Raw genomic sequence first — 25169 nt, 5'->3', positions numbered from 1 at the left:
GATGGCCCACGGCGCCTGCGCGCTGCCCGGCGACGGTGCGGCCCCCGGTCGCGGCGCGACCGGTGCGCGCCGCCCGGTCCCGCGCATGGCAGACTTCCGGCATGGCAAGCGCCCGCGATCGTGTCCTGGACAGCTTCGTCGCCATCGTGTGCGAGGAAGGCGAGCGTCCGGCGACCCTCGACGCCGTCGCCGCCCGCGCCGGCGTCTCGAAGGGCGGACTGCTCTACCACTTCGGCTCGAAGGCCGCCCTCGTCGAGGGGCTGTGCGAGCGGCTCTCCGACCTGTCGCACATCGACGTCGAGCGGATGCGCGAGGCCGAGGACGGTGTGGCCCGCTACTTCGTCCGCAACTGCCAGTGGGTCGGCAGCGAGCTCGACCTCGCCCTGCTCGCAGCGAGCCGGTTGCAGCAGGCCGGGTACGAGGAGGCCGGACGGACCCTCGACGACACCGAGAACGCCTGGCTCGAGACCCTCGTCGAGGAGCTCGGCGACGAGCCGACCGCGCAGGCCGTCAAGCTGCTCGGCGACGGGCTGTACCACCAGGCCTCGCTCGGCGCGACGACGGACGTCCGACCGACCCGCGGCGTCGTCGACATGGAGGCCCTGCTCGCCGTCGTCGACCGTCTGATCGCGACGAAGCCCGCGGCGTGAACCAGCACCCGCGCTCCTGGGGATAGACTGGCGACTGCATCACCCGCTGATTCCGGAGGTACCACCGTGGGCCGCGTCATCGCCGCTGTTTTCTCGATCCTGCTGCTGCTGGTGTCGATGTACCTGTTCGGTTTCGCGTTCCAGGTCGCGTCGGGTCAGGCGTTCGTCTTCATGGGTGGCCTGATCCTCATGTGCATCTCGTTCTTCCTGCCGATCCACGTGTTCGGCAAGCGGTAGTCACCACCGCACGGCACGGACGGCCCCGCACCCATCGGTGCGGGGCCGTCGTCGTTCCGCTGCGCGCACGGCCTGGAGGCGCGGCTCGGGCCCGCCACGCAGCACTCGTCACGCAGGCCGGCCTGCCGACTGCGCGCCCGCCCGGCCGGCGCGCCAGCTGACCCGGCCCGCTCCACGCGTCTCGACGGCTCGCGCACGACCGAAGACACCCCGAACCGCGTCGGAACGTGGTGCGGGGTGTCTTCGGTCGTGCAGCGTTGCGGGGCGCGCGGACGCGGTGGTCAGGCGGGGACGCGCAGCGACCGGAGCGTGACCGCGGTCGCGATGGCGGCGTGCGCGGCCTCGGCTCCCTTGTCCTCCTTCGACTCGGGCAGCCCCGCGCGGTCGATGCCCTGCTGCTCGTCGTCGAGGGTGAGGACCCCGAAGCCGATCGGCTTCCCGGTCTCGATCGCGACGCGGGTGAGGCCGCTCGTCGCCGCGTCCGACACGTACTCGAAGTGCGGGGTGCCGCCGCGGATGATGACCCCGAGCGCCACCGCCGCGTCGAACCCGGACTCGAGCGCCGACTTCGCGACGACCGGCAGTTCGAAGCTCCCGGGCACGGGGATCACGGTCGCCGTCGCACCGAGCCGTTCGACCTCGCGCTGCGCCCCCGCGAGGAGTCCCGCGGCGATGACGTCGTGCCACTGCCCGGCGACGATCGCGACCCGCACCCCGGTGCCGTCGACGTGGCCGCGCTCCGCAGCTCCCGCTCCGCTCATCGTGTCGTTCCTTCCGTGGGCGACTTCCCCGCCCGGTCGGCCGCGTCCAGCCACTCGACGAGCGCGGCGATGGTGATGACGGGCACGCCCTCGCGCGCCCCGAGTTCGACGAGCCGCGGCAGCCGCATCATGCTGCCGTCCTCGTCGACGATCTCGCAGATGGCCGCCGCCGGGCGCAGGCCCGCAGCGGTCACGAGTTCGATGGCCGCCTCGGTGTGGCCGGCGCGTTCGCGGACGCCACCCGGGCGGGCGCGGAGCGGCACGACGTGGCCCGGGCGGTGCAGGTCGGACCGGACGGACGCCGGGTCGGCGAGCACTCGCAGGGTCCGGGCGCGGTCGTGTGCGCTGATGCCCGTCGTGATGCCGGACGCCGCGTCGACGGTGACCGTGTAGGCCGTCCCCCTCGGGTCCTCGTTGTGGGCCACCATCGGCGGCAGGTCGAGCGCGTCGGCGATCTCCGCGGACACCGGTGCGCAGACGAACCCGGACGAGTGCGCCACGGTCCACGCGATCCACTCCGGGCTCGCGAGCTCGGCGGCGAGGATGACGTCGCCCTCGTTCTCGCGGTGCTCGTCGTCCGCGACGATGACCGGGCGGCCGGACGCGATGGCGGCCACGGCGTCGTCGATGCTCGACAGTCCGGGGACGCGGTGTTCGCCGGGGCCGGACGCGGCGACGGGTGTGGCGTGCGTGACCATCACCGCGCCTCCAGGACGGGTTCCGCCGCACCGGCAGCACCGGCCGACACAGCAGCGCCGGCGGCCGTCGCCGCGGCGTCGAGCCGCAGCATCCGCCGGACGTGCCTGGCGAGGACGTCGGTCTCCACGTTCACCCGGTCCCCCGGCACCCGGAGCCCGAGTGTGGTGGCCTCGAGCGTCTCCGGGATGAGGCTGACCTCGAACCACGCGGCGTCGGGTGCGGTGTCCTCGGACGAGACCGCGCTCACGGTGAGGGAGACGCCGTCGAGCGCGATCGATCCCTTGTCGACGACGAGCGGGCTCAGCTCGGGCGCGAGGGAGAACCGCACGCGCCGCCAGCCGTCGCCGTCGGACGTCTCGAGCACGGTCGCCGTGCCGTCCACGTGCCCCTGCACGATGTGGCCCCCGAGGCGGTCCCCCACCGACGCGGCGCGCTCGAGGTTGAGGCGGTCGCCGACGACGAGTGCGCCGTGGGCACTCATGTCGAGCGTCTGCTTCATGACGAAGGCCGTGAAGGTGTCGGGGGTCTGCTCGACGACGGTCAGGCAGACGCCGGACGTGGCGATGGAGTCGCCGTGCGATGCGTCCGCGACGACGAGCGGACCGCGGACGGTGAGCGCGACGGAGTCGCCGTGCTGCTCGACGGCGGTGACGGTGCCGAGTTCCTCGATGATGCCGGTGAACACTGGTGTCCTCTCAACGGGACTCCGGGGGTGCTCGACGGTCGTCGACACGGGCGGACGGGTCGACACGGTCGACCTGCCCGCCAGCGCTTCCTCCCATCCGGACTTTCACCGTCGGTCCTGGAATCCCACCAGGTCAACCTCTGCCGGGTTCGCACCCGTCATCAGTTCGTGGACTGTCACCACCGGTTCGGACTTGCACCGACCCCGGAGCGCTTGCGTACCGGGAACGATACCCCACCCGCATGACGGTCCGGTTGCGCCGGTTTCCTCGCGTGACACGCAGCAGCCTGGAGGCTCGTGGCGGCGCCGCCACGAGCCTCCCGGCCGTCAGGTGGTGCGTCGGTCAGCCGCGCCCCCGCGCGAAGGCGACCGCCTGCCGGAACGACAGGTCGGGCAGGTACGCCCGCACCACCGCGATGCCGATGGCCGGCAGCGCGACGGGGTCGGGGTAGGCGAGGACGAGCGGGTGCAGTTCGGGGCCGAACTTCTGCTTGAAGCGCAGGAGCGAGCGGAACCCGTACACGGGCTCGAGCACCCCGCCGACGAGCTCGAGGAGGTTCTGCACGCCGTCCGTCGGCGCCTCCGGGTCCGAGACCTGCGCGAGCGGCGCGGCGGACAGGCTGAGCCGTTCGACCCCGTCGTCGCGCATCTGCTCCGCGGCGCTCGCGACGAGGAACTCCATGACGCCGTTCGGCGCGTGGTCGGTCCGCCGCATCACGTCGAGCGTCCACCCGACGACGCGCCCGTCCCGGTGGCTGGGGAGCCAGCTCGTCACGGCGAGCACGGTGCCCTCGGCGTCCTGCGCGACGAGGGTACGGACGGCGGGGTCGCGCATCTCGTCGACGCCGCCGAGGGTGAACCCCATCTCGGGGAGTTCCCGCTCGGCGACCCACTCCTCCGAGATCGCCTCGATCTGCCGGACGGTCGGCGTCGGGAGGTCCTGCCAGGACGACCAGGTCGCGGTGATGCCCTCGCGGCGGGCTTTGTTCACCGCGGTCCGGACGTCCTGCTTCTTCTTCCCGCTCGTGGTCCACGTGCGGGGGTCGAAGTCGGCGTCCTCGGCGACCGGCAGCGTGCCCCAGCCCTGCGGCGTGAGGTGCTCCGCGACCTCGGCCTCGATCCCGTAGAACGCAGCGGTCCAGCCGTTGTCGTCGCAGTACCGGGCGAAGTCCGTCAGCGCGCGCTCGCGTGCGTCGGGCCACCCGAACGGACCGCCGACCGTCACCGCGACCGCGCCGTTCCGCCGGAACGCCACGCCCGCCCGCCCGTCGGCCGCGAACCAGTACTGGTTGCCGAGCCACGTCGTCATCCAACCGAACGTGTCGCCCCCGCCGGCGAGCAGGAGTGCGCGTGCCCGCTCGCGGTCAGCCCGCGAGCCGTCCGCGTCGGTGTCGGGTTCGACCGCGCCGGTCGGCCGGACCGCGGCGAGCGCGACGACGACCCAGAGCACCGGTCCGCTCAGGCCGACGACGAGCCGGAGTGCCGGGTCGAGCGACGGCAGCCGGTCCCAGAACGACACCGGCGCGAGCGGGCCGAGCGCGGCGAGCGCGAGCCGGACGGGGTCCTCCACGTGGGCCGGCGAGGACGCGGCCACGACCAGCACGATGGTCACGAGCACGAGTGCCGACGCACCGACGGTCACCGCGAAGCCGACGACCCGTCGGCGGGACGGCAGCACGGTGAAGGAGCGGCGGAGCAGGACGAGCACGACCGCGGTCGCGAGCGGCACCACGATCGACGCGGCGATCGACACGTCGACGACGAACTGGTCCTCGAAGCCGTGCAGGGCCGTGACGCGCCCCGGCACGAGTCCGTAGGTGACGGCGGCGGCCACCCCGGTGACGACGTCGACGACGACGACGAGCCACACCGCGAAGCGGCTGCCGCGGAAGAGCCCGAGGCCGCCGACGAGCAGGACGAGGAGCGGCGCCACGGCGAGGACGAGCGTCCACGGGTCGGTCGCGCGGAACGAGAGCAGTCCGCGGAGGCACTCCCCCGCGACACCGTCCGCGCGGCACCCGCGCACCGGACTCACCGGACCGGCACCGACGACCGCGGCGAGCGGGGCGAGCAGTCCGACGCGGGCCCTCGAGACGAGCGCGATGACGGGTCCGACCGCCGAGACGAGGACGGCGGTCCCGAGCAGCACCCGGATCTCCCGGTGGGAGCTGCGGAGCCACCCGGTGCGCTTCGGCGTCCGTCGGAGCAGTTCGCCGAGCACCCAGCCGGCGGCCGCGGCGAGCACGGCGTACAGGTCCGACACGTGGCCGGCGTAGAGGAGCAGCGCCGCCACGACGGCGAGGGCGTTCACCCGGATGCGACGCCGCCAGAGCGTGCCGGCGAACGCGCTCGCGGTGACGATTGTGCCGACGATCGCGGTCCACGGGTCGAACGCCGTGGCGCGGCCGAGCAGGAGGTGCCCGACGTCACGGCCGTCGGTGTCGACGAAGGCGGTGAGCGCGCCGACCCCGGTCCCGACCACGGTGGTGACGACGAACGCGACGATCGTCCGCCACGGCCCCATCAGCCGTTCCGATGCACCGATCAGCACGACCACGCCGGCGATCGTCACGAGGATCGCGACCAGGCCGGTCGACGCGGCGAACACCCGGAACGGGCCGAACGACGCGGGCTGGGTGCCGTGCTGCACGCGGAGCACCACCGCGGCGACGGAGGTGACGAGGACGAGCAGGGCGAGCACCGTGGTGACCGGGTACCGCCGAAGGGTCTGTTGCGCGCGCCGCGGCCACGCTCGGGTCTGCGGGCTCACAGGGCACCGCTCGCGGGGAGGCCGAGGTGGGCGATCACCGTCGGGAGTCCGTGCGCGAGGACGTACCGCACGGTGTTCCAGTCGTGCGCGGAGCCGGGCGAGACGATGACCTCGGTCGTGATGCCCACCTTGCGCGCGGCGGCGTCGAGCATCGCGGTCGACCGCCGGTACGGCGCGTCGTCCTGCCCGACGCCGAACACCGTGAGGTGGTCGACGTAGTGCCCGTGCGCCGCCATGAGCGCTGCGGGCGCCGCTGCCCGGTACTTCGCCGCGGAACCGTCGAACGCCACCTTGATGCTGTTCGCGGCGCTCCCGGTCAGCGGTGCGGGCTCGCTCGATATGGCGAGCGCCGAGCCGAACACGTCGGGGAACTCGGAGGAGAACTGCATCGCGCAGGTCGCCCCCTCGGAGAACCCGGCGACGGCCCACCCCGACGGGGCCGCGGCCACCGGGAGGTGCTTCCGGATCCAGTCGACGGTGTCGGTCATCACGTAGGTCTCGCTCCGGCCGAGGCGGCGGGAGTCGACGCACATCGGGTTGCGGTTCGGCGCGCCGAGCTGGTCGGGCGACACCACGATCGGGGCCAGCCCGTCGTGGGCAGCAGCGTAGCGGTCGAGGAAGCGCCCCATGTCGCCCGTCTGGAACAGGTCGGACGGCTCGCCCGGCTGCCCGGAGAGCGCGACGATCACGGGGAGCGTCGGCGGGTGCGCTGTCCGTGCTGCCGGGGGCAACCAGACGACGGCCTTCCGCGCGTGGAAGTGCGACACCGTCGCGGGGATCCGGACGCTGATCGCCTCGCCCTTCGCCGGCATGCCCGCGGGGGCGTGCCACCCAGACGGGTCGAGGGCGGGCCGGGTCGTCGGTCCCGTCGCGAGCACCGGCAGGTCCTTGTAGGGGTAGGGATTCGTGACGAGCGCCTGCTGGATGTCCTTGTAGAACCCGAAGTCCACGTTGACGCCGAGCCCGGCCGCGAGGACGACCGCTCCCGCCGCCGTGAGCGCGATCACCCGACGCCCCCATCCGCCCTGCACCGCGACCGTGACGAGGAGCGCGACGGCGGCGACCGCGAAGGCCACCCACATCCGGGTGATCGGCGTGAAGGCGACGCCGAACGCGTCCTGCACGTCGCCGAACCACCACACGAGGCCGAGCCCCACGACGGCTCCGACGCCCATGGCGGCGATCCGGACGAGGAACCGCGAGAGCGACCACGGTCGAACGACGAGCGCCCAGAGCACGAGGAGGCCGGCGATGACGTCCACCGGGACGAGGACGTCACTGTCCGTGATCTTGAGGCGCAGGAGTTCGTGGAGCACGTGCCAATCGTGGCCCCGGCCGGCTGCCGACCAGCCGCCGAGCCGCTTCCACTGCTCACAGGATCAGCATCACCACCTTCCAGAGTCCGTCCGGTTCGCTCACAGGTGGACGTCCGGCGGGCAGCGCGGTGCGCCGGGACCACCTCGGAGGTGGTCCCGGCGCGACCGCGGGGTCGCTGGCCCGTCCGGTCAGTGCCGACGACGCAGCGTGAGCACGCCGGCTCCGGCGAGGAGCAGCAGCAGCGCGGCGGTCAGCGGCAGCGTCGGCGACGCCGCGCCCGTGTAGGCCAGGCCCGTCGCGGTGCTCCCGGACGCGGTGGCCGCGGCGGCGGTCACCGCTGCGACCGTCGCCGGCCGGGAGGCGCTGGTCGCCGCCGTCACGGCGGCTGCGGTCACCGGGACGGTCGCCGTCACGGGCGCCGAACCGGTGGTCGTCCCGGTGCCGGATCCGGGCGTCGTGCCGGTTCCGGTCCCGGTCCCGGTCCCGGGGGTCGTGCCGGTCCCGGGGTCGGTGCCGTCACCCGGGTCCGTACCCGTCCCGGGGTCGGTGCCCGTCCCGGGGTCGGTGCCGTCACCAGGGTCCGTGCCGGTCCCGGGGTCGGTGCCCGTCCCGGGGTCGGTACCGTCACCCGGGGTCGTGATCGTGCTGGTGCCGTCACCGATGATGCCGATCCCGTTCCCGCCGACGCTGATCGGCAGGCTGATCACCGGGGAGACCTGCGTCCCCGAACCGATGCCGTCCGAACCATCCGTCGTCCCACCGGCCGACGGGACCGAACCCGACGAACCCGAACCAGCCGTCGAACCCGAGCTCGCGCCGTCACCGATGATGCCGATCCCGTTGCCGCCGATGGTGACCGGCAGGCTGATCACCGGGGAGACCTGCGTCCCCGAACCGATGCCGTCCGAACCGTCCGTCGTCCCACCGGCCGACGGGACCGAACCGGTCGAACCCGTGCCGGACGTCGAACCCGAGCTCGCGCCGTCACCGATGATGCCGATCCCGTTGTCACCGATGGTGACCGGCAGGCTGATCACCGGGGAGACCTGCGTCCCCGAACCGATGCCGTCCGAACCATCCGTCGTCCCACCGGCCGACGGGACCGAACCCGACGAACCCGTGCCGGACGTCGAACCCGAGCTCGTGCCGTCCCCGACGACCCCGATCCCGTTCCCGCCGACGCTGATCGGCAGGCTGATCACCGGGGAGACCTGCGTCCCCGAACCGATGCCGTCCGAACCATCCGTCGTCCCACCGGCCGACGGGACCGAACCCGACGAACCCGAACCAGCCGTCGAACCCGAGCTCGTGCCGTCACCGACGACCCCGATCCCGTTCCCGGAGATCGTCACGGGCACCGACACGAGGCCACCGACCTGCGTGCCGGAGAGCAGCCCGTCGGAACCGTCCGTGGTCGGCGTCGGGGCTCCCGTGCCCGTCCCCGTCCCGACCGGCGTCGTGGTCGTCGAGCCGGAGGCCGCACCGTCACCGAGGACGCCGATCCCGTTGCCCGAAACCGTCACCGGCACGGACACGACCGGTGCGACCTGCGTGCCCGAGGCGGTGCCGTCCGCGCCGGACGTCGTCGGGGCCGAAGCGGACGAGTCCGCAGCCGGAGCCGCCGGAGCGGTCGCCGAGGACGCATCGCCCGCGACCCCGACGGCGTTGCCGGACACGGTCACCGGGACGTCCACGTCCGGGGCGATCTGCGTGCCCGAGGCCGTGCCGTCCGCGCCCGACGTGGTCGGCGCAGGCGCAGGCGCAGGAGCCGAGGGTGCCGGAGCCGGAGCGGTCGCCGAGGACGCATCGCCTGCGACCCCGACGGCGTTGCCGGACACGGTCACCGGGAGGCTCACCGCCGGAGCGACCTGCGTCCCCGAGGCGGCGCCGTCCGCCCCCGAGGTGACCGGAGCCGGAGCTGCCGGAGCCGAGGATGCCGGAGCCGCGGGTGCCGGGGTCGACGCAGCGCCGGACCCGGTCGCCGTCGAAATCGCGTCGCCGAGGACGCCGAGCGCGTTGCCGGTGACGGACACCGGTGCGTCGACGGACGGGGCGACCTGTGTGCCCGAGACGGCTCCGTCCGCTCCGGAGGTCGTCGCGGCGTTCGCTGCCGCCGCTCCCCCGAGGGTCAGGCCGCCGACGAAGAGGGCGAACCAGAGCCCTCTCGAGACGTACTTGTTCATGGTCGTTCACTCCCTGATCGAGATCGGTTCCCGACCGTGGTGACGGTCGGGGGTGTGTGCGTGCCTGCCGTGGCGGACAGGCGCACCGATCTCAGTCAGGGGCGACGTCGTGGTCGCCGACGAGGGACGCGGGGACCACGTCGTCGGCGAGGGAACCGCGTGACCCCGCGGCGAGGGAGAACTGGGCGTCCGAACCGGCGGTCGTGCCGACCGGCGCGGTGATCGACGAGCCACCCGTGGCACCACCGGGGGTGCCGGTCGCGGCGGGGCCGTCGGCCGGCAGGTGCACGGGGGCACCACCCTCCGGGACGAGGAGCGCGCGCCCGTCCACGACCACGGAGGTCGTCGGCGCGGCACCGAGGGACGCGTCACCGGCCGCGGGGACCCGAACCGCCGCGACCGGTGACGTGGTCGTTGCCGCAGCGTCGGCCGACCCGGCCTGGGGCACGGAGGACGGCGCTGGCGTGGTCGCGACCGCGGGGGCTCCGGAGCCGCTGCCCACCGGGGGCAGGCCGGTCCCGGTGACGGGGGTCGTGCCTCCAGGGAGGGTCGCGACCGGCGGCTGCGCGCCGTCGAGCGGCGGGAGCGCGCCTCCGGGCGTGAGTGGGACCGTGCCGTCGACCACGCCGGGGAGGTCGCCGACCGTGCCGCCGACGCCACCGAGCGTGTCGTCGACGAGCCCGGTGACGGGTGCCGTGACGGTCCCGAGGGCACCGTCGCCGGCGACCGGTCCGACGACCGGGAGTCCGGCGACGACGCGGTCGAGAGCGTCCACGAGCCCGGTCACGGGGCGTGCGTCGGTGAGGTCCTGCACGGCTCCCGTGACGGGGCGCAGTGCCGTCGCGAGCGGGCCGGTCAGCGGCCGGGAGGCACTGGTCGCCTCGGCCGCGGAGCCCGCCGTGGACGTCGGTGCGGGAGCCGGTGCTGCGGGCTCGGCGGGTGCGTGCGCGGCGGGCGCCGGTGCCGGCTTGTGGACGGGCGCGGCCGGTGCCGGAGCGGGCTTCGCGGGTGCCGGAGCGGGCTCCGCGGTTGCCGGTCGGGCAGCGGCCTGCGCCGGCTGGGCAGTGGGAACCGGCTGCGCCGCGGGCGCCGGAGCCGGAGCCGCGGGACCGGGAGCCGGGTGCTGCGCCGGGGGCTTCGGGGCGACGGCGGTGCGGACGGGGTCGACCACCTCGCCGACGACCGAACCGACGCCGCGGGTGACGCCCTGCACGGTCGATCCGAGGCCTTCCGTGACCCCGCCGAGCAGACCCGGCCGGTCGCTGGTGGACGCGGCGGACGTCGGGGCGGCGGTCGACGCCGAAGCGGACCGGACGCCGAAGACGAGGGTGAGCAGCACGAGGGCAGCAGCGAGCCCGACGCCCAGCAGGACGTACCGGACCAGCGTGCTCAGGGGTGCACGCATCGCCTGATCCATGCGCTCACCTCCTGATCCTGGCTGCGCACGTAGAGTGGTTGCTCGGTACGGTACGCCCGTCCGCCCGAGTTCGCATCCCTTTTCGTGGGGAAACGTCAGGAAAGGCCGGCAGTGGTCCCGATCTTCAGCGCTCCGACCCGCAACCTCGACCCCGTGACGCTGCACGAGATCCTCCGTCTGCGGCAGGACGTCTTCGTGGTCGAGCAGGGCGCCGCGTACGACGACATCGACGGGCGCGACCTCGAGCCGGGCACGGTGCAGTTCTGGGCGGGACGCGGATCGGTCGACGCGACGGTGCGGCTGCTCCGCGAACCGGACGGCAGCGAGCGGATCGGCCGCGTGGCCACCGCTCGGCACGCCCGCGGACACGGGCTCGCCGGGCGGCTCATCGAGGCAGCGATCGCCGAGGCCCGTGCCCCGCGGATCCTCCTCGGAGCGCAGGAGCACCTCGAGGACTTCTACGGCCGGTTCGGCTTCGTCCGCTCCGGAGCGCCGTACTCCGAGGACCGGATCCCGCACATCCCGATGACCCTCACCCGCTAGACCGCTCCGCACGCCAACGACGGAGCTCGTCGAACGACCGCCCCTGGTGCGTCCGGTCCGCCACGAGCCGCTCGAACACGATGTTCGTCTGGGTGGTCGCCACGGACGGGTCCCCGCTCAGCTCGTCGGCCACGAAGTCCCGGAGCTGCTCGGTGGACGTGCACGCGATGTGCACGAGGAAGTCCTTGTCACCCGCGAGGAACGACACGTCCTGCACGACGGGTACCCGCAGCAACCGCTTCGCGAACTCCCGGAGCTCGTGCCGTGCGGCGGCGTGGACGCGGACCGAGACCATCGCCTCGATCGAGAACCCGAGCCGCGCGACGTCGACGTCGGCCCGGTAGCCGCGGACCACCCCGGCGTCCTCGAGGGCACGGACACGAGCGAGGCACGTCGACGGGGCGATGCCGACGGCCGCGGCGAGCCGGTTGTTCGGGATGCGGGCGTCCTCGGCGAGGGTCCAGAGGATGCGCTCGTCGACCTCGTCGAACCGCGGGCTGGGGTCGGGACGGCGAGCGGCACGTTCGGACATGCCACGACGGTACCGCGCGCTGGGAGCCGCGCGTAGCGTGGCCGGACACTGACCGTGACGCGCGCCCGACGCGCCGACGACGAGGAGCCCCCGTGAGCACCGACGACCACGACGGCGGCAAGCCGTCCACCCGCGACTCGCTCACCGCCGGCCTCGTGCAGCGAGCCTCGAGCCGCTCCTGCGCGCCGTCCGCGAGGAGGTCGCCGCCGCCCGCCGAGAGGTCGGCGCCCGCGCGAAGAGCGCGAGGACCGGCCTGGTGCTCACCGGCGCGGCGGTCGCGTTCGCGCTGACCACGCTCGTCCTGCTGGCGGGGTTCCTGGTGGCCCTCCTCGCGCTCGCGCTCCCGGTCTGGGCGGCGACCGGGATCACGCTCGTCGTGTTCGCGATCGTGACGGGGGTCCTCGCGGCCGTCGGGGTCCGGGGCATCCGCCGTGGCGTGCCACCCGTGCCGAAGGACACCATCCGCGCCGCGAAGGACCGTGTCACGAAGGACCGCGTCACGGATGACCGCGTCGCGCGGACGACCGACGAGTCGACGCGCGACTGACCGCTACATCGCGAGGGTCATGCCGACCACGGCGACGGTCATCGCGAAGACCTCGCCGCTCCGGACCGCCCGGCGGTCCTCCTGCGCCCACTCGTACCGGAGGAGCCACCCACTGAACGCGCAGTAGCCGATCACGCCGGCGCCGAGCACCGCCGTGAGCGCGATGCCGTGACCAGCGTGTCCGTCGACGGCACCGGTCGCGTGGCCCATCAGGAGCATCCCGGCCATCACGACAGCCGAGAGCGCGCGGTGCACGTCCATCGGTTCTGCGCGGCGCCCGTCCTGCCGACGGCGTCGCACCACCGGGAGCGGCGCGAGCAGCAGGAGGACGGTCGCGGCGAGGAGCGTCCACACCGCGCCCGCGTGCACGACCGGGAGCAGCATCGCCCCGAGCATCACGGTCGCCGGGACGATCACACCGATGCGCGGCCGGTAGCGGTCACCGACGATGCAGCACACCGACGCGAACTGCGGCACGACGAGCATCGCGTCGGCGACGGTCTCGTGCACGGCGGTCATGGGCGGTCGGAGGTGTTCAGTCCTCGGAACGGGCGGCCTTCGCGGCGCGCTCCTGCTTCACCCGGGCGTTCTCGGTGTGCACCGCGGCTTGGGTCGCCCGCTCGCGCACCAGCCACTCGGGCTTCTCCTGGAGGAGCGTCTTGATCTCCGCGGTCGTCAGCGGCTCGTCGATGCCCGCACGGCTCAGCCCCGAGATCGACACGCCGAGCTTCTGCGCCACGACGGGTCGCGGGTGCGGACCGTCGCGACGGAGGTCCTCGAGCCACGCCGGCGGCTCGGTCCGGAGTTCGTCGAACGCGGTCCTGCTGACCGGCGCACCGCGGAAGGACTCCGGGGCGGCCGACAGCAGGATGCCGAGCTTCTTCGCGGCCGTCTCGGGCTTCATGGTCTGTTCCTGCGCCATGCACACCAGGGTACGGCCCCTATGCTCGGTTGCATGACCGAGGCCCTCACCATCGCCTTCGTGCCCGGGGTCTCCCCGGCGAAGTGGGCCCGCGTCTGGCGCGAGCGGTTCCCCACGATCGAGCTGCGTCTCCGCCCGATCGGCGCGGACGAGGTCGACGACGCCCTCGCCGGGGAGGCCGACATGGTCTTCGCCCGCGAGCCCGTCCCCGACCACCACAACGCGATCCCGCTCTGGACCGAGACCGCGGTGGTCGCGATGCCGAAGGACTCCCCGCTCGCCGACGCGACCGAGGTCGACCTCACCACGACGGACGTCCACGTCGTCGACGCCGGCCCCGTCCCCGCGGACGTCGACGCGACGCTCGACCTGGTCGAGGCCAACGTCGGCGTCGCGGTCCTCCCGCAGTCGCTGTTCCGCGCGGCGAGCCGGAAGGACCTCGTCGCCCGGCCGCTCACCGGCTCCCCCGGCACCCGCATCCTGCTCGCCTGGCGTTCGGAGGACGCCTCCGAGACCACGGAGGAGTTCATCGGCGTGGTGCGCGGGCGGACCGCCAACAGTTCCCGGGGTGGTCAGGACCAGACGGGAGGCACGGATCGCGCCGACGAGAGCAGCTCGCGCTCGTCCGCGGCCGGTTCCGGCTCCGGCTCCGGCTCCGGCTCCGGCTCTCGCGGCGGCAAGGCGACCGCCGCGAACAGCCGCACCACCGCCAAGCGAGGTGCCACGAAGGGCACCAGCGGGAAGACCGGCGGCGGCAAGGCCGGGCGCGGCAAGGTCCAGCGCGGGATGAAGGGCAAGCCGAAGCGCGGCTCGAAGGGCAACCGGTAGGCGGCAGCCCCGACGTCAGCGGATGACCGCTGCGGCCGCGCGCGCCACCCGCTCACCCCGTGCGTCCTCGGCCGCAGCGCGTGCCTCGGTGACGACCCTGGCGTCCGCCCACTCGGCCGACCCGGCGTCGAACGGCGGCTGCGGGTCGTACTCGATCTGCAACTGGATGCGCTCGGCTGCCGGCTGTCCGGCGAGTTCACCGGCCAACCAGAGTGCCATGTCGATGCCCGCGCTGACCCCGGCCGCGGTGACGACCGCGCCGTCGTCGACGATGCGCTGCTCCACCGGGTCCGCGCCGAACGCCGCGAGCATCGGCTTCGAGGCCCAGTGCGTCGTCGCGCGCTTGCCCGCGAGGAGGCCCGCCGCGCCGAGCACGAACGCGCCGGTGCACACCGACGTCACCCAGGTGGCGTGCTCCGCCGTGCGCCGGACGAACGCGATGACGTCCGGGTCGAGCATCGCGTCGAAGGCTCCGTCGCCGCCGGGGACCACGAGGACGTCCGCCGCCCGCGCGGTCGGGAACGTCGCGGTCGGCACGAGCGCGAGGCCGCAGTCGCTCGGCACCGGGTCGAGACTCGCCGCGACGTACTCCACCGAGGCGCCGGGCACCCGTGCGAGGACCTGCGCGGGTCCGGTCAGGTCGAGCTGGGTCAGCCCGGGGAAGAGGAGGAAGGCGATCCGGACCTCTGCCGGGTCGTGCTGCGGGCGCACGTCACCGGGAGCTTCCGGCGCGGGCGTCGGCGTGTCGACCGGCACTTCGACGTGCTCGGCGCCGATCGGCTGCACCGGCACCGTCCGCGATCGGTTCGGGGCGGGGTCCGGTTCCGAGGTCATGCCCCGACCGTAGCCCTGCCCGCGCACCGGTGGCCGCTCAGCTCCAGACGCCGGAGCTCCCCCGCCGATGGCTGCCGAGCAGGTGCGTGTCGACGATGCCGATCGCCTCCATCAGCGCGTACATCGTGGTCGGGCCGACGAACGCGAACCCGCGCTTCCGGAGCGCCTTCGACAGCGCCACCGACTCGTCGGACGTCGTCGGGACGTCGGCGAACGTGACCGGCTCGGGCGTGCGCTCGGGCCGGAACGACCACACGAGGTCGGCGAGCCCACCGTCCTCGCGCAGTGCCACCGTCGCGTTCGCGTTCGTGATCGTCGCGAGGATCTTCGCCCGGTTCCGCACGATGCCCGCGTCGGCCATCAGCCGCGCGACGTCGTCCTCGCCGAACCCGGCGACCACGTCCGGGTCGAAGTCCGCGAAGGCGCTCCGGAACGCCGGACGCTTCGCGAGGATCGTCCGCCACGACAGCCCGGACTGGAACGCCTCGAGCGACAGCCGCTCGAACACGCCCCGTTCGTCGCGGACGGGCATGCCCCACTCGGTGTCGTAGTAGGTGCGGAGCATCTCGTCGGTCGACGCCCAGACCGGGCGGGCGAGACCATCCGCACCGACGACGAGGGACTGCGGGACGACGGGTTCTCCGGTGCTCACGTCCCCATCCTGTCGTCCACCGCCGACACGTCGCTACTCGCTCGGCGGACCGTCCTGCATCGCGGCCTGGTCCATCCACACGTGCTCCCAGCGGTGGCCGTCCGGGTCGGTGAAGCTCCGCTGGTACATGAAGCCGAGGTCCATCTCGGGCCGGTCCTCGCTCCCACCGGACATGACGGCAGCGTCGACGATCCGGTGCACGTCGTCCTTCGAGTCAGCGCTGAGGGAGTTGATCACCTCGATCGTGTCCGGCCCGGCGATCGTCTTGTCGGTGAACTCGGCGAACTTCGCGTGGGTGAGCAGCATCACGTACACGGTGTCGCTCACCACGACGCACGCCGCGGTCTCGTCGGTGAAGTCGGGGTTGATCGTGTAGCCGAGGGACTCGTAGAAGGACTTCGACCGGTCGAGGTCGGCGACCGGCAGGTTGATGAACACCATCGTGGGCATGGGGGCTCCTTCGCTTCCCCAGAACCTCTCGCAGACCCCTGCCCCTCCGCAAGCACGGTTCCGATCCGGAACGATCGTGATACGCAATGTGCTGGATCGATGCGGACTGCCCACGTCGACGAATCCGAGCCGGGCGGCGGGCTGGATCACACCGTGTACGTGATGGCCGCGGTCCTCATCGATGCGGCAGACGCGAGCGAGGCGCGCGGAGCCGTGCGGAGCGCGACTCCGAAGCGCATGCGGAAACTGCACTGGTACGAAGCACTCGGCGGTCAGCGGTTGACCTGGCTCGGTCTCCTCACCCGGGCGGTGAGCATCGTGGTGGTGCGTTACGACGGCCAACCCGCCCGCACGGAACGACGGCGGCGGCGGTGCATCGAGCGCCTGGTGTGGGAACTCGAACAGCGAGACGTCCGTGCACTCGTGCTCGAGTCGCGAAGCCGAGTCCGCGATGCCAGCGACGTTTCGATGCTCGAGTCGCTCCGGGACCGCGGCATCGGCAACGGTATCCGCCACGAGCACGTCCGCGGTTCGGACGAACCCCTGCTCGCTCTGGCAGACATCGCCTGTGGAGCGCACTCCCGCGGATTGCTGGAGTCGCGACCCCAGGACGCGCTCGTCCTGGTGCAGTAGCCCGGACAGCGCAAAACCCCGGTCCCGCGCTGGTTGCAGGAAACTCAGGGGCTCACTGTCGGCCGAGCAGCACCCGACCGACATGTCAATACTCGAGCCCTTGCGGCGGACGGTCAAGGAGGACTGAGTGAGGCCAGCGCCACGGACGCGCACCGTGCCTCCAGGCCGACGCCGCCAGGAACGACCGTCGGCCGCCCGCCGGAGCGGACGGCCGTCGGACCGATGCGGGTGCGTCAGGCGAGTTCGCGGCCCTCGCCGGCCGCCTTCTGGTGCTCCTCGGCCTCGGCCTGGCCGATGATGTCCGCCGCGGGCACCGGGTTCAGCCGGTCCCACAGGAAGAAGAGCAGGCCGCCGACGAGCAGCGAGAGCCCGACCCACAGGTTGATGTGGATGCCGCCGGTCTTCTCCGGGTCGGTGCCGTAGTTGACGATCCCGACGATCGTCGTGATCACGCCGTAGACCACGAAGAGGCCTCCGAGGATGCGGCGCAGGTCGAGTCGGCGGGTGGAACGGACGAGGGCCTGCTGCTCCTCGGTCATCGTGGTGGTGTCGTCACGCATGAGCGATCTCCTTCGAGCGGATCAGAGGAACGGGAGGTAGAGGGCGACGCACAGCACGAGCGCGACGGTCCCGAGGAGGGCCGGCGAGCGGTACCAGGCGGTGTCGGTGGCGACGGCCCCGGCGGTCATGTCGATCTTGCCGACGCCGTAGACCAGCCCGCCGAGCTCCGAGACGTCCTTCGGCTTCGTGGCGAGGGACACGACCACGGCGACGACGAGCACGGTGACGAAGGAGATGATCGCGCCGTAGAGCGTCTCGGCGGTCGCGGTGGCGAAGAGGTCCGGGTTCACGAGGTACGCGATCCAGGTGATCGTCGGGGCGATGATGCCGAGGATGTACCCCCAGAGCGCTCCGGCGGTGGTCATCCGCTTCCAGAGCAGTCCGAGGATGAAGACGCCGAACAGCGGTGCGTTGAAGAACGAGAACAGCGTCTGCATGTACGTCATGATGTTGCCGGCCTGCGCGGCGAGGAACGCGGTGCCGATGCCGACGAGGACGCCGACGACGGTCACCCAGCGGCCGGTCTGCAGGTAGTGCAGGTCGGGCATGTTCGGCTTGATGTAGCGCTGCCAGATGTCGTACGTGAAGACGGTGTTGAACGACGAGACGTTCGCCGCCATGCCGGCCATGAACGAGGCGAGGAGACCCGTGACGGCGATGCCGAGCACACCGGTCGGGAGGTACATCTGGATGAGCTTCGGGATCGCGTCGTTGTAGGTGAGCGCACCCGAGGCGAACTGGTTGCCGACGACGGCCGCGGCGATGAGACCTGGGACGACGACGATGAACGGGATGAAGAGCTTCGGGATCGCCGCGATGAGCGGGGTGCGGCGGGCGGCCGACATGTTCTTCGCGGAGAACGCGCGCTGGACCTCGGTGAAGTTGGTGGTCCAGTAGCCGAACGAGAGCACGAAGCCGAGGCCGAGCACGATCGCGAGCCAGTTCGCCCCGATCGGGTTCGTGACGTCGCCGATGCCGGTGCCGGCCCACGCCTGCAGGTGCTGCACGCCCTGGGTCTGCTTGATCGCCTCGGTCAGGCCGCCCCAGCCGCCGACGCGGTGCAGGCCGACGATCGTCAGCGGCACGAGGCCGGCGATGATCACGAAGAACTGCATGACCTCGTTGTAGATCGCGCTGCTCAGGCCGCCGAGGGTGATGTACGCGAGCACGAACGCGGCCGACACGAGGATCGCGAGCCACTCCGGCCAGCCGAGCATCGCCTCGATGACGATGGCCATGGCGTAGAGGTTGATGCCGGCGATGAGGACGTTCGACACCGCGAAGGCGATGGAGTTCACCAGGTGCGGCGCCTTGCCGAACCGGCGGAGCATGAACTCCGGCACGCTGCGCACCTTCGACCCGTAGTAGAAGGGCATCATCACGAGCCCGAGGAACACCATCGCGGGCACGGCACCCACGAGGTAGTAGTGCAGGGTCGCCATGCCGATCTGCGCACCGTTCGCCGCCATGCCGAGGATCTCGGTCGCGCCGAGGTTCGCGGACACGAACGCCAGGCCCGTGATCCACGCCGGCATCGACCGTCCGGACAGGAAGAAGTCCATGCTCGTGCGGACCTGCCGCCGGGCGGTGAACCCGATGCCGATCACCACCGCGAAGTACACGATGATCATCAAGTAGTCGACCCAGCCCAAGTCGAGCCGGATCCCGCTGTTCGCTGCCGCGAGAACCATTCACACTCCACGTCGATGTGTTGCAGCCGACAACTCCGCCGGCCCGGACGGAGACGCTACACCGGTTTGTGACCGTTCACATAGCTGAGGCATGTTTCACCCCGGCACACGTGCACGAGTCCGTGACCTCGGCTCCTCGGTAGGCTCGGCGCATGACCGCACCGCGCATCCTCGTGCTCAACGGGCCGAACCTCGACATCCTCGGCCGTCGCGACCCGGCGCAGTACGGCACGACGACGCTCGCCGAGATCGAGGCCATCGTGCACACCGAGGCGGCGGTCCACGAGCTCGAGGCCGACTTCCGGCAGACGAACCGCGAGGGCGAGCTCGTCGAGTGGCTGCACGAGGCGCTCGACGACTTCGTCGCCGTGGTGATCAACCCCGCGGCCTACGCGCACACCTCGGTCGCGCTGCACGACGCGGTCGAGGCGCTCACCGTCCCGGTCGTCGAGGTGCACCTGTCGAACACGTGGAAGCGCGAGCCCTTCCGGCACGTCGACCACGTCGCGACGGCGGCGACGGCCGTCATCGCCGGCGCGGGCGCCGACGGGTACCGACTGGCCGTCGCGCACGTCGCGTCCCTGGTGGCGGACCCGACCGACTGACGGCCTGGAGGCACGGTGCGGGCCCGCCCCGCGCCTCCCGTCCGGCGCGCCCGTCGTCGCGTCGCGAGGTTCCAGAGTTCTGGACCCTCGCCGCCACCACGGCCGATGCCCGGCACCTCGGCGAACGCGAGCGGGGTGTCGTGGAACCTCGACCGCTGGTCGCGCTGGGCCGTGAGCCGCTAGAACTCGGCGGGGCGGCGCACGTCAGCGGCGCCGGCGGTGGCGAATCCCCCGCGGATGATCGGCAGCGCCCGTCGTACGGCCTGGACGATGCGGAGCTCGAGGTCGACGCTCGCGATGTCGTAGCCGCCCTCGCGTTTGGTGAAGTCGCGCTCGTTGCCGAACACCCCGAGCGGCAGCGTCGTCGACTGGAAGAACCCGAACAGCGGCCGCATCTGGTGCTCGACGAGCAGCGCGTGCCGGTCACTGCCGCCGGTGGCCGTGAGCAGCACCGGGGTGTCGACGAGGTCGTACTGCCCGACCCAGTCGAAGAAGAGCTTGAACGCGCCGGAGTACGCGGCACGGAACGCGGGGCTGCCGACCACGAGGACGTCCGCCGTCTCGACGAGCTCGAGGGCGCGGGCCGTGGCCGGGGCCATCGCCTCCCGCGAGCTGGCCGCGCCGAGGTCGGCGAGCAGCGGACCGATCTCCACCGTCTCGGTCCGTGCGTCCTCGAACTCCTGCCCGAGACGTGCGACCGTGGCCGCGACCAGGGTCGAGGTCCGCGACGGATCCGACGGGCTGCCGCTGACGCCGACGACGAGTGCTGCGCTCATGTCGTCGATGCTCACACGCAGCGCTCCCCCGGGGTGCGCGTGTGACGGCATGTGTCGGGGAGCCCTGCCAGCGCGCCGCGGGTAGCGTCCGGTCGATGCAGACGTTCCTGCCGTACGCCGACTTCCGCGCCTCGGCCGAGGCGCTCGACGACCGTCGGCTCGGCAAGCAGCGCGTCGAGACGCTGCAGGTCATGCGCGCCCTGACGCTGCCCGGCTACGGCTGGCAGAACCACCCGGTGACGGCGATGTGGCGCGGCTACCGGCCGGCGCTCATGGCCTACCAGGACGCGACGTGCGCGGTGTGGGTCGAGCGCGGGCACCCGGACACCTGCCGTGACAAGACCGTGGCGGACCTGGCGCTCGTCCCCGAGGACCTCGAGGCCTACGCCTCGGGCGACTTCGCGGTACCGCCGTGGAACGACGACGAGGCGCTGCACCGGTCGCACCGCTCGAAGCTGCTGCAGAAGGCGCCGGAGTTCTACCGACCGCTGTTCCCGGACGATCCCGACGACCTGGCCTACGTCTGGCCCGGGACGGTCCCGGCTCCGGTCCGCGACTGACCGTCGCTCGCGGGCGACACCGGCCCGCCGGGGGCGGCACCGGCCCGCCGTGGGCGTCAGGGGGGGGACGGCGTCGCAGGGTCGACGCCACGCCCACGGCGGGTCGCGGTGTGCGGCGGGGCACGACGACAGGGGGATGTCGTGCCCCGCGCCGGACGCGGATCAGGGGGTCGCGTCCGGCTGGGTGCACCGCGGACCCACAGGGGGACGGGTCCGGCGGTGCTGGTCCGGTAGGGCCGTACTTCAGAGGGGGTGTTCGGTGTCCTCTCGGTACCGGTCCGATTCGGTCGGTGCGGGCATCGACCGGTGCACAGGGGTGGCCACGGCGGCTCGGTCGACGGCCGGCCGGATCATCGGGAGCAGGGCGCTCCCGACGGTCGCGAGCGCTCCGACGACGGCCACGACCGCGAGGGGTCCGGCGCCGAGGTCGTGCTGGGCGGCCACGACGAGCGCGAGCACCGTCGCGGGTGCGGGGAGGAGCTGGACTGCCCGGAAGCGGTCCTCCCGCCGGACCCGAGTCGTGATCGCGTTTGCCATGTGGACAGCCTGACGCACTTCCCCGGTCCGCAAAAGGGGGGACACGACCCCACTCATGGAGTAGAACGTCTAGTACACCCGGTCCGGGCTGCCGCGACGGCTGCCCTAGGCCAGTGCGCGCACCGCGGCGACGGCGTCCCGCACGGCACCGACGACCGCGGGCACGTCCGTCGGCGCGAGGGACTCGTCGAACGTCAGCCGCACCGCCGACCGCGCCGTGTCCTCGTCGAGCCCGAGTGCCGTGAGCACGTGCGAGGCCTCCGTGCTCCCCGCCGCACACGCGCTGCCCGACGAGGACACGACGTCCCGCTGCTCGAGCTCGAGCAGCACCGTCTCGCCGTGCACCCCCGGGAAGCAGAACGACGCGTGTCCCGGTAGCCGCGACGTCCGCGAACCGGTCACGAACGCCCCGGGCACGGCCGCGAGCACCCCGTCCAGCACGGCGTCCCGAACTGCGCTCGCCCGGGCCGCGGCGTCCGTCCGCTCCCCCGCGTGCAGCGTCAGCGCGGTGGCGACGGCGATCGCGCCGGCGACGTCCTCGGTCCCGGACCGCCGTCCGCGTTCCTGTCCTCCGCCGTGCAGGAGCGGCTCGAGCGGCGTCCCGGCACGCACGACGAGGACGCCGGTCCCCTTCGGCGCGCCGAGCTTGTGACCGGACAGCGACACCGCGTCCGCGTCGGTGGCCTCGGGCCCGACCGGCAGCCACGGTGCGGACTGCACGGCGTCGGTGTGGAACCGCGCCCCCACGCCGTGCGCCACCGCGGCGAGCGCGCGGACGTCCTGCACCGTGCCGACCTCGTTCGACGCGTGCGCGATCGTCACGAGCGTCGTGTCGGGACGGAGCGCGTCGGCGAGGACGTCCGGGTGCACGACGCCCTCGCGGTCGACCGGCAGCACGGTCACCTCGAAGCCGTGGTGCCGCTCCAGGTAGCGGCAGCTCTCGAGCACCGCCTCGTGCTCGATCGCGCTCGTGACGACGTGTCGCCCCCGCGGCGCCGCGAGGGCGATGCCCTTGACGGCCGTGTTCGCCCCCTCGGTGCCCCCGGTGGTGAAGACGACCTCGGCCGGCCGGCAGCCGAGCACCCGGGCCGCAGCCGCCCGGGCGTCGGCGAGACCCCGCGCGGCGGCGTCCCCCACACCGTGCGTCGACGACGGGTTGCCGAACGTGCCGGTGAGGTACGGCCACATCGCCTCGAGCACCTCGCGGCGGACGGGCGTCGTGGCGGCGCGGTCGAGGTAGAACACGTCAGGCCGAGACGGCGATGTCGAGCCCGAGGTCGAGGGCCCGGGCCGAGTGCGTGAGGGCTCCGACGGAGATGACGTCAACCCCCGTCGCGGCGATCGCACCGACGGTGTCGAGGGACACCCCGCCCGACGCCTCGACCAGGGCGCGCCCGGCCACGATCGCGACGCCCTCGACGAGCTCGTCCGGTCCGAAGTTGTCGAGCATGATCGTGTCGACGCCCGCCGCGACGACGGGTTCGACCTGGTCGACGCGGTCCACCTCGACCTCGAGGTGCACGGTGTGGCCGAGCCGCTGCCGGGCAGCCCGCACCGCGTCACCGATGTCGATGCCGCTCGCGAGGAGCACCGCGAGGTGGTTGTCCTTCGCCATCACGGCGTCCGACAGCGACGTGCGGTGGTTCCGGCCGCCGCCGCACCGCACCGCGTACCGCTCGAGCGCGCGGAGCCCCGGGGTCGTCTTCCGGGTGTCGACGATGCGCGCCGAGGTGCCCGCGACGGCCGCGACGTAGGCCGCGGTGAGCGTGGCGACGCCGGACATCCGCTGCACGAGGTTGAGCGCGACCCGTTCCGCGCGGAGGACCGACCGTGCCGGCCCCGACACCGTCACGAGGGTGTCCCCCGCGACGAACCCGGCGCCGTCGGCCCGGTGCACCTCGGCCCGGATCGTCGGGTCCACCGCGTGCATGACCGACACGAAGACGCCGCCGCCGCTCAGCACGCCGGGCTCCCGTGCGGCGAGGACCGCGGTCGCCGTGGCGCCCGCGGGGATGAGGGTCTCGCTGGTGACGTCGCCCCATGGGGCGTCCTCCTCGAGCGCGGTGTCGACCACGCGCCGGAGGACGTGCGGCGGGATCGAGCCGGGGTCGGTGACGACGAGGGCGTCGGTGGTCGGTGCGGCGGTGTCGGTCATGCGGGTACCTCCTGCGGGACGGCCGCGGGTCGGAGGACCCAGCCGTTCGGTCGTGCGGCTCGGGGATCGGTGTCGGGGTGGTCGGTCCGGGCGTGCGCGCCGCGGGACTCGGTGCGGGCCTCGGCGGCGCGGGCGGTCAGCCGGGCGAGGTCGAGCAGCGCGCGGTCCTCGTGCTCCCGGACGCCGGTGGGCGCCGGCACGCCGAGGCGGTCGACGTCGCGGCGGGCGCTCGCGAGTCCGCTCGCGTCGCGCAGGAGCCCGACCCGGTCCGTCATGACGGACTGCACCGCCTGACGGACGTCCGCGGCGTCGGTGCGGTGATCCGGGCCTCCCGTCCGGTCCTGCCGGGAGGCACGGGTCGCGTCCGCAGCGTCGGGGACGGTCACGACGTCCAAGGTCGTGTCGCCGCGCAGGCGGATCCGGCCGGGTCGCGGTGCACTGAGGGCGTCCGCGGCGCGGACCGCGAAGACGAGGCCCTCCAGCAGCGAGTTCGAGGCGAGCCGGTTCGCCCCGTGGACCCCGGTGCAGGCGACCTCGCCGACCGCGAGGAGTCCGGGGAGGCTGGTGCGTCCCTCGGCGTCGGTCGCGACGCCGCCCATGGCGTAGTGGGCCGCGGGGGCGACGGGGACGCCCTCGCGGGTCCAGTCGTAGCCGGCGGCGCGCGTGGCGCGGGTGAGGCCGGGGAACCGACGGACGAGGAAGTCCGGGTCGAGGCCGGTGGCGTCGAGGAGCACCGGAGCGCCACCCTGGTCGCGGACGGCGGCGGCGATGCCCCGGGCGACGACGTCACGCGGGGCGAGCTCGGCGTCCGGGTGGAGACGGGTCATGAAGCGGTCACCGCGGGCGTCGCGGAGCACGGCGCCCTCGCCGCGGACGGCCTCGGACACGAGCCCGCCGTCCGGCACGGCCAGTCGGGTCGGGTGGAACTGGACGAACTCGACGTCGGCGAGCACGGCGCCCGCGCGCCAGGCCGCCGCCTGGCCGTCCCCGGTCGCGACGAGCGGGTTCGTGGTCTCGCGGTACAGGTGTCCCGCGCCGCCCGAGGCGAGGACGACCGCGTCGGCGTCGAGCCGCCGCGGTTCGCCGAGGAGGTCGAGGACGTCGACGCCGACGACCGCGCCGCCGTGGACCACGAGGTCGACGAGGCAGGTGCGCTCGAGGATCGTGACGTGGCGCCGGTGCAGGGCGTCGACGAGGGTCCGCTCGATCGCCGCGCCGGTCGCGTCGCCGTCGGCGTGGACGACCCGCCAGCGACCGTGTGCGGCCTCACGACCCCGGGCGAGGTCGTCGCCGTGCCGGTCGAGGCTCGCCGCGTCGGTCGTGCGGTCGAACGGCACGCCGAGCGCGAGCAGGTCGCGGACGCGGGCGGGCCCGTCGGTGCAGAGCACCTCGACCGCGCGGGCGTCGGCGCTGCCGGCGGCGGCGACGTGCGTGTCCGCCTGGTGCAGGGCGGCGGAGTCGTCGGCGCCGAGCGCCACGGCGACCCCGCCCTGGGCGTACCGGGTGGCGCCGTCGGTCAGTGTGCCCTTCGTCACGAGGGTGACGTCGTGGCGGCTGCTCGCGCGGATCGCGGCGGTGAGCCCGGCGATGCCGGACCCCACGATGACGACGTGCACGGTGTGCT

27 protein-coding genes, 1 pseudogene and 1 riboswitch are annotated in these 25169 nt (G+C 73.3%); of the genes and pseudogenes, 8 read left to right on the top strand and 20 right to left on the bottom strand.

The window, feature by feature from the left end; genetic code table 11:
* The first annotated feature begins 101 nt into the window (after window positions 1-101).
* Window positions 102-650 (top strand): TetR/AcrR family transcriptional regulator, encoded by a 549-nt coding sequence (locus QPJ90_RS10420; RefSeq protein ID WP_290131175.1) that lies wholly within the window; start codon window positions 102-104, stop codon window positions 648-650.
* 66 nt (window positions 651-716) lie between these two features.
* Window positions 717-887 (top strand): hypothetical protein, encoded by a 171-nt coding sequence (locus QPJ90_RS10415; protein ID WP_175329491.1) that lies wholly within the window; start codon window positions 717-719, stop codon window positions 885-887.
* A 281-nt stretch (window positions 888-1168) separates the two neighbouring features.
* On the opposite strand, the gene ribH is transcribed toward QPJ90_RS10415, so the two are convergent.
* The 7 genes and pseudogenes from ribH to QPJ90_RS10380 form a co-directional block, all read right to left on the bottom strand.
* Entirely contained in the window at window positions 1169-1648 is a 480-nt protein-coding gene (gene ribH / locus QPJ90_RS10410) for a 6,7-dimethyl-8-ribityllumazine synthase (protein WP_290131174.1), read from the bottom strand.
* Window positions 1649-1692: 44 nt separating this feature from the next.
* Window positions 1693-2346 (bottom strand): annotated as a pseudogene (gene ribB / locus QPJ90_RS10405) (3,4-dihydroxy-2-butanone-4-phosphate synthase); the annotation flags it as partial.
* The gene (locus QPJ90_RS10400; protein WP_290131173.1) at window positions 2346-3032 is read right to left on the bottom strand and encodes a riboflavin synthase; all 687 of its coding nucleotides are present in this window, start codon (window positions 3030-3032) and stop codon (window positions 2346-2348) included. The gene QPJ90_RS10400 and the pseudogene ribB, both read right to left, overlap by 1 nt.
* Window positions 3033-3113: 81 nt before the next feature.
* Window positions 3114-3247, bottom strand: a riboswitch (FMN riboswitch).
* Window positions 3248-3375: 128 nt separating this feature from the next.
* Window positions 3376-5802, bottom strand: a complete 2427-nt coding sequence (locus tag QPJ90_RS10395) for a DUF2156 domain-containing protein (protein WP_290131172.1) — start codon at window positions 5800-5802, stop codon at window positions 3376-3378.
* Window positions 5799-7118, bottom strand: coding sequence for an alpha/beta hydrolase-fold protein (locus QPJ90_RS10390; protein WP_290131171.1), 1320 nt, complete (start codon window positions 7116-7118; stop codon window positions 5799-5801). The genes QPJ90_RS10395 and QPJ90_RS10390 overlap by 4 nt, the downstream gene beginning before the upstream one ends.
* A gap of 189 nt (window positions 7119-7307) precedes the next feature.
* Window positions 7308-9302, bottom strand: a complete 1995-nt coding sequence (locus tag QPJ90_RS10385) for a cell wall anchor protein (RefSeq protein WP_290131170.1) — start codon at window positions 9300-9302, stop codon at window positions 7308-7310.
* Between the two features lie 91 nt (window positions 9303-9393).
* A complete protein-coding gene (locus QPJ90_RS10380) occupies window positions 9394-10707 on the bottom strand; it encodes a hypothetical protein (RefSeq protein ID WP_290131169.1) in 1314 nt (437 codons plus the stop codon).
* Window positions 10708-10830: 123 nt separating this feature from the next.
* On the opposite strand from QPJ90_RS10380, the gene QPJ90_RS10375 reads away from it, so the two are divergent.
* On the top strand, window positions 10831-11262 hold the full coding sequence (locus tag QPJ90_RS10375; protein ID WP_290131168.1) for a GNAT family N-acetyltransferase: 432 nt from the start codon (window positions 10831-10833) through the stop codon (window positions 11260-11262).
* On the opposite strand, the gene QPJ90_RS10370 is transcribed toward QPJ90_RS10375, so the two are convergent.
* Window positions 11252-11794 (bottom strand): Lrp/AsnC family transcriptional regulator, encoded by a 543-nt coding sequence (locus QPJ90_RS10370; RefSeq protein ID WP_290131167.1) that lies wholly within the window; start codon window positions 11792-11794, stop codon window positions 11252-11254. The two genes, QPJ90_RS10375 and QPJ90_RS10370, sit on opposite strands and share 11 nt — an antisense overlap.
* A 178-nt stretch (window positions 11795-11972) precedes the next feature.
* On the opposite strand from QPJ90_RS10370, the gene QPJ90_RS10365 reads away from it, so the two are divergent.
* Complete coding sequence (locus tag QPJ90_RS10365) at window positions 11973-12341, top strand: phage holin family protein (protein WP_290134206.1); 369 nt, start codon at window positions 11973-11975, stop codon at window positions 12339-12341.
* A gap of 3 nt (window positions 12342-12344) precedes the next feature.
* On the opposite strand, the gene QPJ90_RS10360 is transcribed toward QPJ90_RS10365, so the two are convergent.
* Together QPJ90_RS10360 and QPJ90_RS10355 are read right to left on the bottom strand one after the other, a co-directional pair.
* Entirely contained in the window at window positions 12345-12860 is a 516-nt protein-coding gene (locus tag QPJ90_RS10360) for a hypothetical protein (RefSeq protein WP_290131166.1), read from the bottom strand.
* A 16-nt stretch (window positions 12861-12876) separates the two neighbouring features.
* Window positions 12877-13263 (bottom strand): DUF5997 family protein, encoded by a 387-nt coding sequence (locus QPJ90_RS10355; protein ID WP_290131165.1) that lies wholly within the window; start codon window positions 13261-13263, stop codon window positions 12877-12879.
* Between the two features lie 33 nt (window positions 13264-13296).
* Between QPJ90_RS10355 and QPJ90_RS10350 the strand changes: the two genes are divergently transcribed.
* The gene (locus QPJ90_RS10350; RefSeq protein ID WP_290131164.1) at window positions 13297-14091 is read left to right on the top strand and encodes a LysR family transcriptional regulator substrate-binding protein; all 795 of its coding nucleotides are present in this window, start codon (window positions 13297-13299) and stop codon (window positions 14089-14091) included.
* 15 nt (window positions 14092-14106) lie between these two features.
* On the opposite strand, the gene QPJ90_RS10345 is transcribed toward QPJ90_RS10350, so the two are convergent.
* The 3 genes from QPJ90_RS10345 to QPJ90_RS10335 are packed head-to-tail and all read right to left on the bottom strand — an operon-like array spanning window position 14107 to window position 16027.
* Window positions 14107-14925, bottom strand: a complete 819-nt coding sequence (locus tag QPJ90_RS10345; RefSeq protein ID WP_290131163.1) for a DJ-1/PfpI family protein — start codon at window positions 14923-14925, stop codon at window positions 14107-14109.
* Between the two features lie 37 nt (window positions 14926-14962).
* The gene (locus tag QPJ90_RS10340; RefSeq protein WP_290131162.1) at window positions 14963-15577 is read right to left on the bottom strand and encodes a DNA-3-methyladenine glycosylase I; all 615 of its coding nucleotides are present in this window, start codon (window positions 15575-15577) and stop codon (window positions 14963-14965) included.
* 33 nt (window positions 15578-15610) lie between these two features.
* Entirely contained in the window at window positions 15611-16027 is a 417-nt protein-coding gene (locus QPJ90_RS10335; protein ID WP_290131161.1) for a VOC family protein, read from the bottom strand.
* Between the two features lie 162 nt (window positions 16028-16189).
* On the opposite strand from QPJ90_RS10335, the gene QPJ90_RS10330 reads away from it, so the two are divergent.
* The gene (locus QPJ90_RS10330; protein WP_290131160.1) at window positions 16190-16660 is read left to right on the top strand and encodes a hypothetical protein; all 471 of its coding nucleotides are present in this window, start codon (window positions 16190-16192) and stop codon (window positions 16658-16660) included.
* A gap of 233 nt (window positions 16661-16893) precedes the next feature.
* Here QPJ90_RS10330 and QPJ90_RS10325 read toward each other — a convergent pair whose 3' ends face one another.
* Complete coding sequence (locus tag QPJ90_RS10325) at window positions 16894-17220, bottom strand: hypothetical protein (protein WP_083513473.1); 327 nt, start codon at window positions 17218-17220, stop codon at window positions 16894-16896.
* A gap of 21 nt (window positions 17221-17241) precedes the next feature.
* Window positions 17242-18912 (bottom strand): sodium:solute symporter family protein, encoded by a 1671-nt coding sequence (locus tag QPJ90_RS10320; RefSeq protein ID WP_290131159.1) that lies wholly within the window; start codon window positions 18910-18912, stop codon window positions 17242-17244.
* A 152-nt stretch (window positions 18913-19064) separates the two neighbouring features.
* On the opposite strand from QPJ90_RS10320, the gene aroQ reads away from it, so the two are divergent.
* Window positions 19065-19517 (top strand): type II 3-dehydroquinate dehydratase, encoded by a 453-nt coding sequence (aroQ, locus tag QPJ90_RS10315; RefSeq protein ID WP_290131158.1) that lies wholly within the window; start codon window positions 19065-19067, stop codon window positions 19515-19517.
* Window positions 19518-19696: 179 nt separating this feature from the next.
* Here aroQ and QPJ90_RS10310 read toward each other — a convergent pair whose 3' ends face one another.
* On the bottom strand, window positions 19697-20293 hold the full coding sequence (locus QPJ90_RS10310) for an NAD(P)H-dependent oxidoreductase (protein WP_290131157.1): 597 nt from the start codon (window positions 20291-20293) through the stop codon (window positions 19697-19699).
* Window positions 20294-20388: 95 nt separating this feature from the next.
* Here QPJ90_RS10310 and QPJ90_RS10305 point away from each other — a divergent pair, with 95 nt between their 5' ends.
* Window positions 20389-20853: an MSMEG_6728 family protein gene (locus QPJ90_RS10305; protein WP_290131156.1), complete on the top strand. Its 465-nt coding sequence runs from the start codon at window positions 20389-20391 to the stop codon at window positions 20851-20853.
* A gap of 243 nt (window positions 20854-21096) precedes the next feature.
* Here the strand turns inward: QPJ90_RS10305 and QPJ90_RS10300 are convergent, their stop codons facing one another.
* The 4 genes from QPJ90_RS10300 to nadB all read right to left on the bottom strand — a co-directional run bounded on the left by QPJ90_RS10300 (window position 21097) and on the right by nadB (window position 25161).
* On the bottom strand, window positions 21097-21390 hold the full coding sequence (locus QPJ90_RS10300) for a hypothetical protein (protein WP_290131155.1): 294 nt from the start codon (window positions 21388-21390) through the stop codon (window positions 21097-21099).
* A gap of 105 nt (window positions 21391-21495) precedes the next feature.
* Complete coding sequence (locus QPJ90_RS10295; protein WP_290131154.1) at window positions 21496-22635, bottom strand: cysteine desulfurase family protein; 1140 nt, start codon at window positions 22633-22635, stop codon at window positions 21496-21498.
* Between the two features lies 1 nt (window position 22636).
* Complete coding sequence (nadC, locus tag QPJ90_RS10290) at window positions 22637-23545, bottom strand: carboxylating nicotinate-nucleotide diphosphorylase (RefSeq protein WP_290131153.1); 909 nt, start codon at window positions 23543-23545, stop codon at window positions 22637-22639.
* On the bottom strand, window positions 23542-25161 hold the full coding sequence (gene nadB / locus QPJ90_RS10285) for an L-aspartate oxidase (protein ID WP_290131152.1): 1620 nt from the start codon (window positions 25159-25161) through the stop codon (window positions 23542-23544). Before nadB ends, nadC begins: the two co-directional genes overlap by 4 nt.
* Between the last annotated feature and the right edge of the window lie 8 nt (window positions 25162-25169).

It is taken from the genome of Curtobacterium sp. 458 (assembly GCF_030406605.1).
In the GTDB taxonomy this organism is placed as follows: Bacteria; Actinomycetota; Actinomycetes; order Actinomycetales; family Microbacteriaceae; genus Curtobacterium.
The sequence above is the reverse complement of the archived record's forward strand: the minus strand, read 5'-3'. Positions and strand labels throughout refer to the sequence as shown.

Bases quoted from the DNA above. Each gene is read 5' to 3' on its own strand.
- QPJ90_RS10420 (WP_290131175.1), top strand. From the start codon at position 102: ATGGCAAGCGCCCGCGATCGTGTCCTGGACAGCTTCGTCGCCATCGTG.
- ribH (WP_290131174.1), bottom strand. From the start codon at position 1,648: ATGAGCGGAGCGGGAGCTGCGGAGCGCGGCCACGTCGACGGCACCGGG.
- QPJ90_RS10385 (WP_290131170.1), bottom strand. From the start codon at position 9,302: ATGAACAAGTACGTCTCGAGAGGGCTCTGGTTCGCCCTCTTCGTCGGC.
- QPJ90_RS10380 (WP_290131169.1), bottom strand. From the start codon at position 10,707: ATGCGTGCACCCCTGAGCACGCTGGTCCGGTACGTCCTGCTGGGCGTC.
- QPJ90_RS10370 (WP_290131167.1), bottom strand. From the start codon at position 11,794: ATGTCCGAACGTGCCGCTCGCCGTCCCGACCCCAGCCCGCGGTTCGAC.
- QPJ90_RS10360 (WP_290131166.1), bottom strand. From the start codon at position 12,860: ATGACCGCCGTGCACGAGACCGTCGCCGACGCGATGCTCGTCGTGCCG.
- QPJ90_RS10355 (WP_290131165.1), bottom strand. From the start codon at position 13,263: ATGGCGCAGGAACAGACCATGAAGCCCGAGACGGCCGCGAAGAAGCTC.
- QPJ90_RS10350 (WP_290131164.1), top strand. From the start codon at position 13,297: ATGACCGAGGCCCTCACCATCGCCTTCGTGCCCGGGGTCTCCCCGGCG.
- QPJ90_RS10345 (WP_290131163.1), bottom strand. From the start codon at position 14,925: ATGACCTCGGAACCGGACCCCGCCCCGAACCGATCGCGGACGGTGCCG.
- QPJ90_RS10335 (WP_290131161.1), bottom strand. From the start codon at position 16,027: ATGCCCACGATGGTGTTCATCAACCTGCCGGTCGCCGACCTCGACCGG.
- QPJ90_RS10330 (WP_290131160.1), top strand. From the start codon at position 16,190: ATGGCCGCGGTCCTCATCGATGCGGCAGACGCGAGCGAGGCGCGCGGA.
- QPJ90_RS10325 (WP_083513473.1), bottom strand. From the start codon at position 17,220: ATGCGTGACGACACCACCACGATGACCGAGGAGCAGCAGGCCCTCGTC.
- QPJ90_RS10320 (WP_290131159.1), bottom strand. From the start codon at position 18,912: ATGGTTCTCGCGGCAGCGAACAGCGGGATCCGGCTCGACTTGGGCTGG.
- aroQ (WP_290131158.1), top strand. From the start codon at position 19,065: ATGACCGCACCGCGCATCCTCGTGCTCAACGGGCCGAACCTCGACATC.
- QPJ90_RS10310 (WP_290131157.1), bottom strand. From the start codon at position 20,293: ATGAGCGCAGCACTCGTCGTCGGCGTCAGCGGCAGCCCGTCGGATCCG.
- QPJ90_RS10305 (WP_290131156.1), top strand. From the start codon at position 20,389: ATGCAGACGTTCCTGCCGTACGCCGACTTCCGCGCCTCGGCCGAGGCG.
- QPJ90_RS10300 (WP_290131155.1), bottom strand. From the start codon at position 21,390: ATGGCAAACGCGATCACGACTCGGGTCCGGCGGGAGGACCGCTTCCGG.
- nadC (WP_290131153.1), bottom strand. From the start codon at position 23,545: ATGACCGACACCGCCGCACCGACCACCGACGCCCTCGTCGTCACCGAC.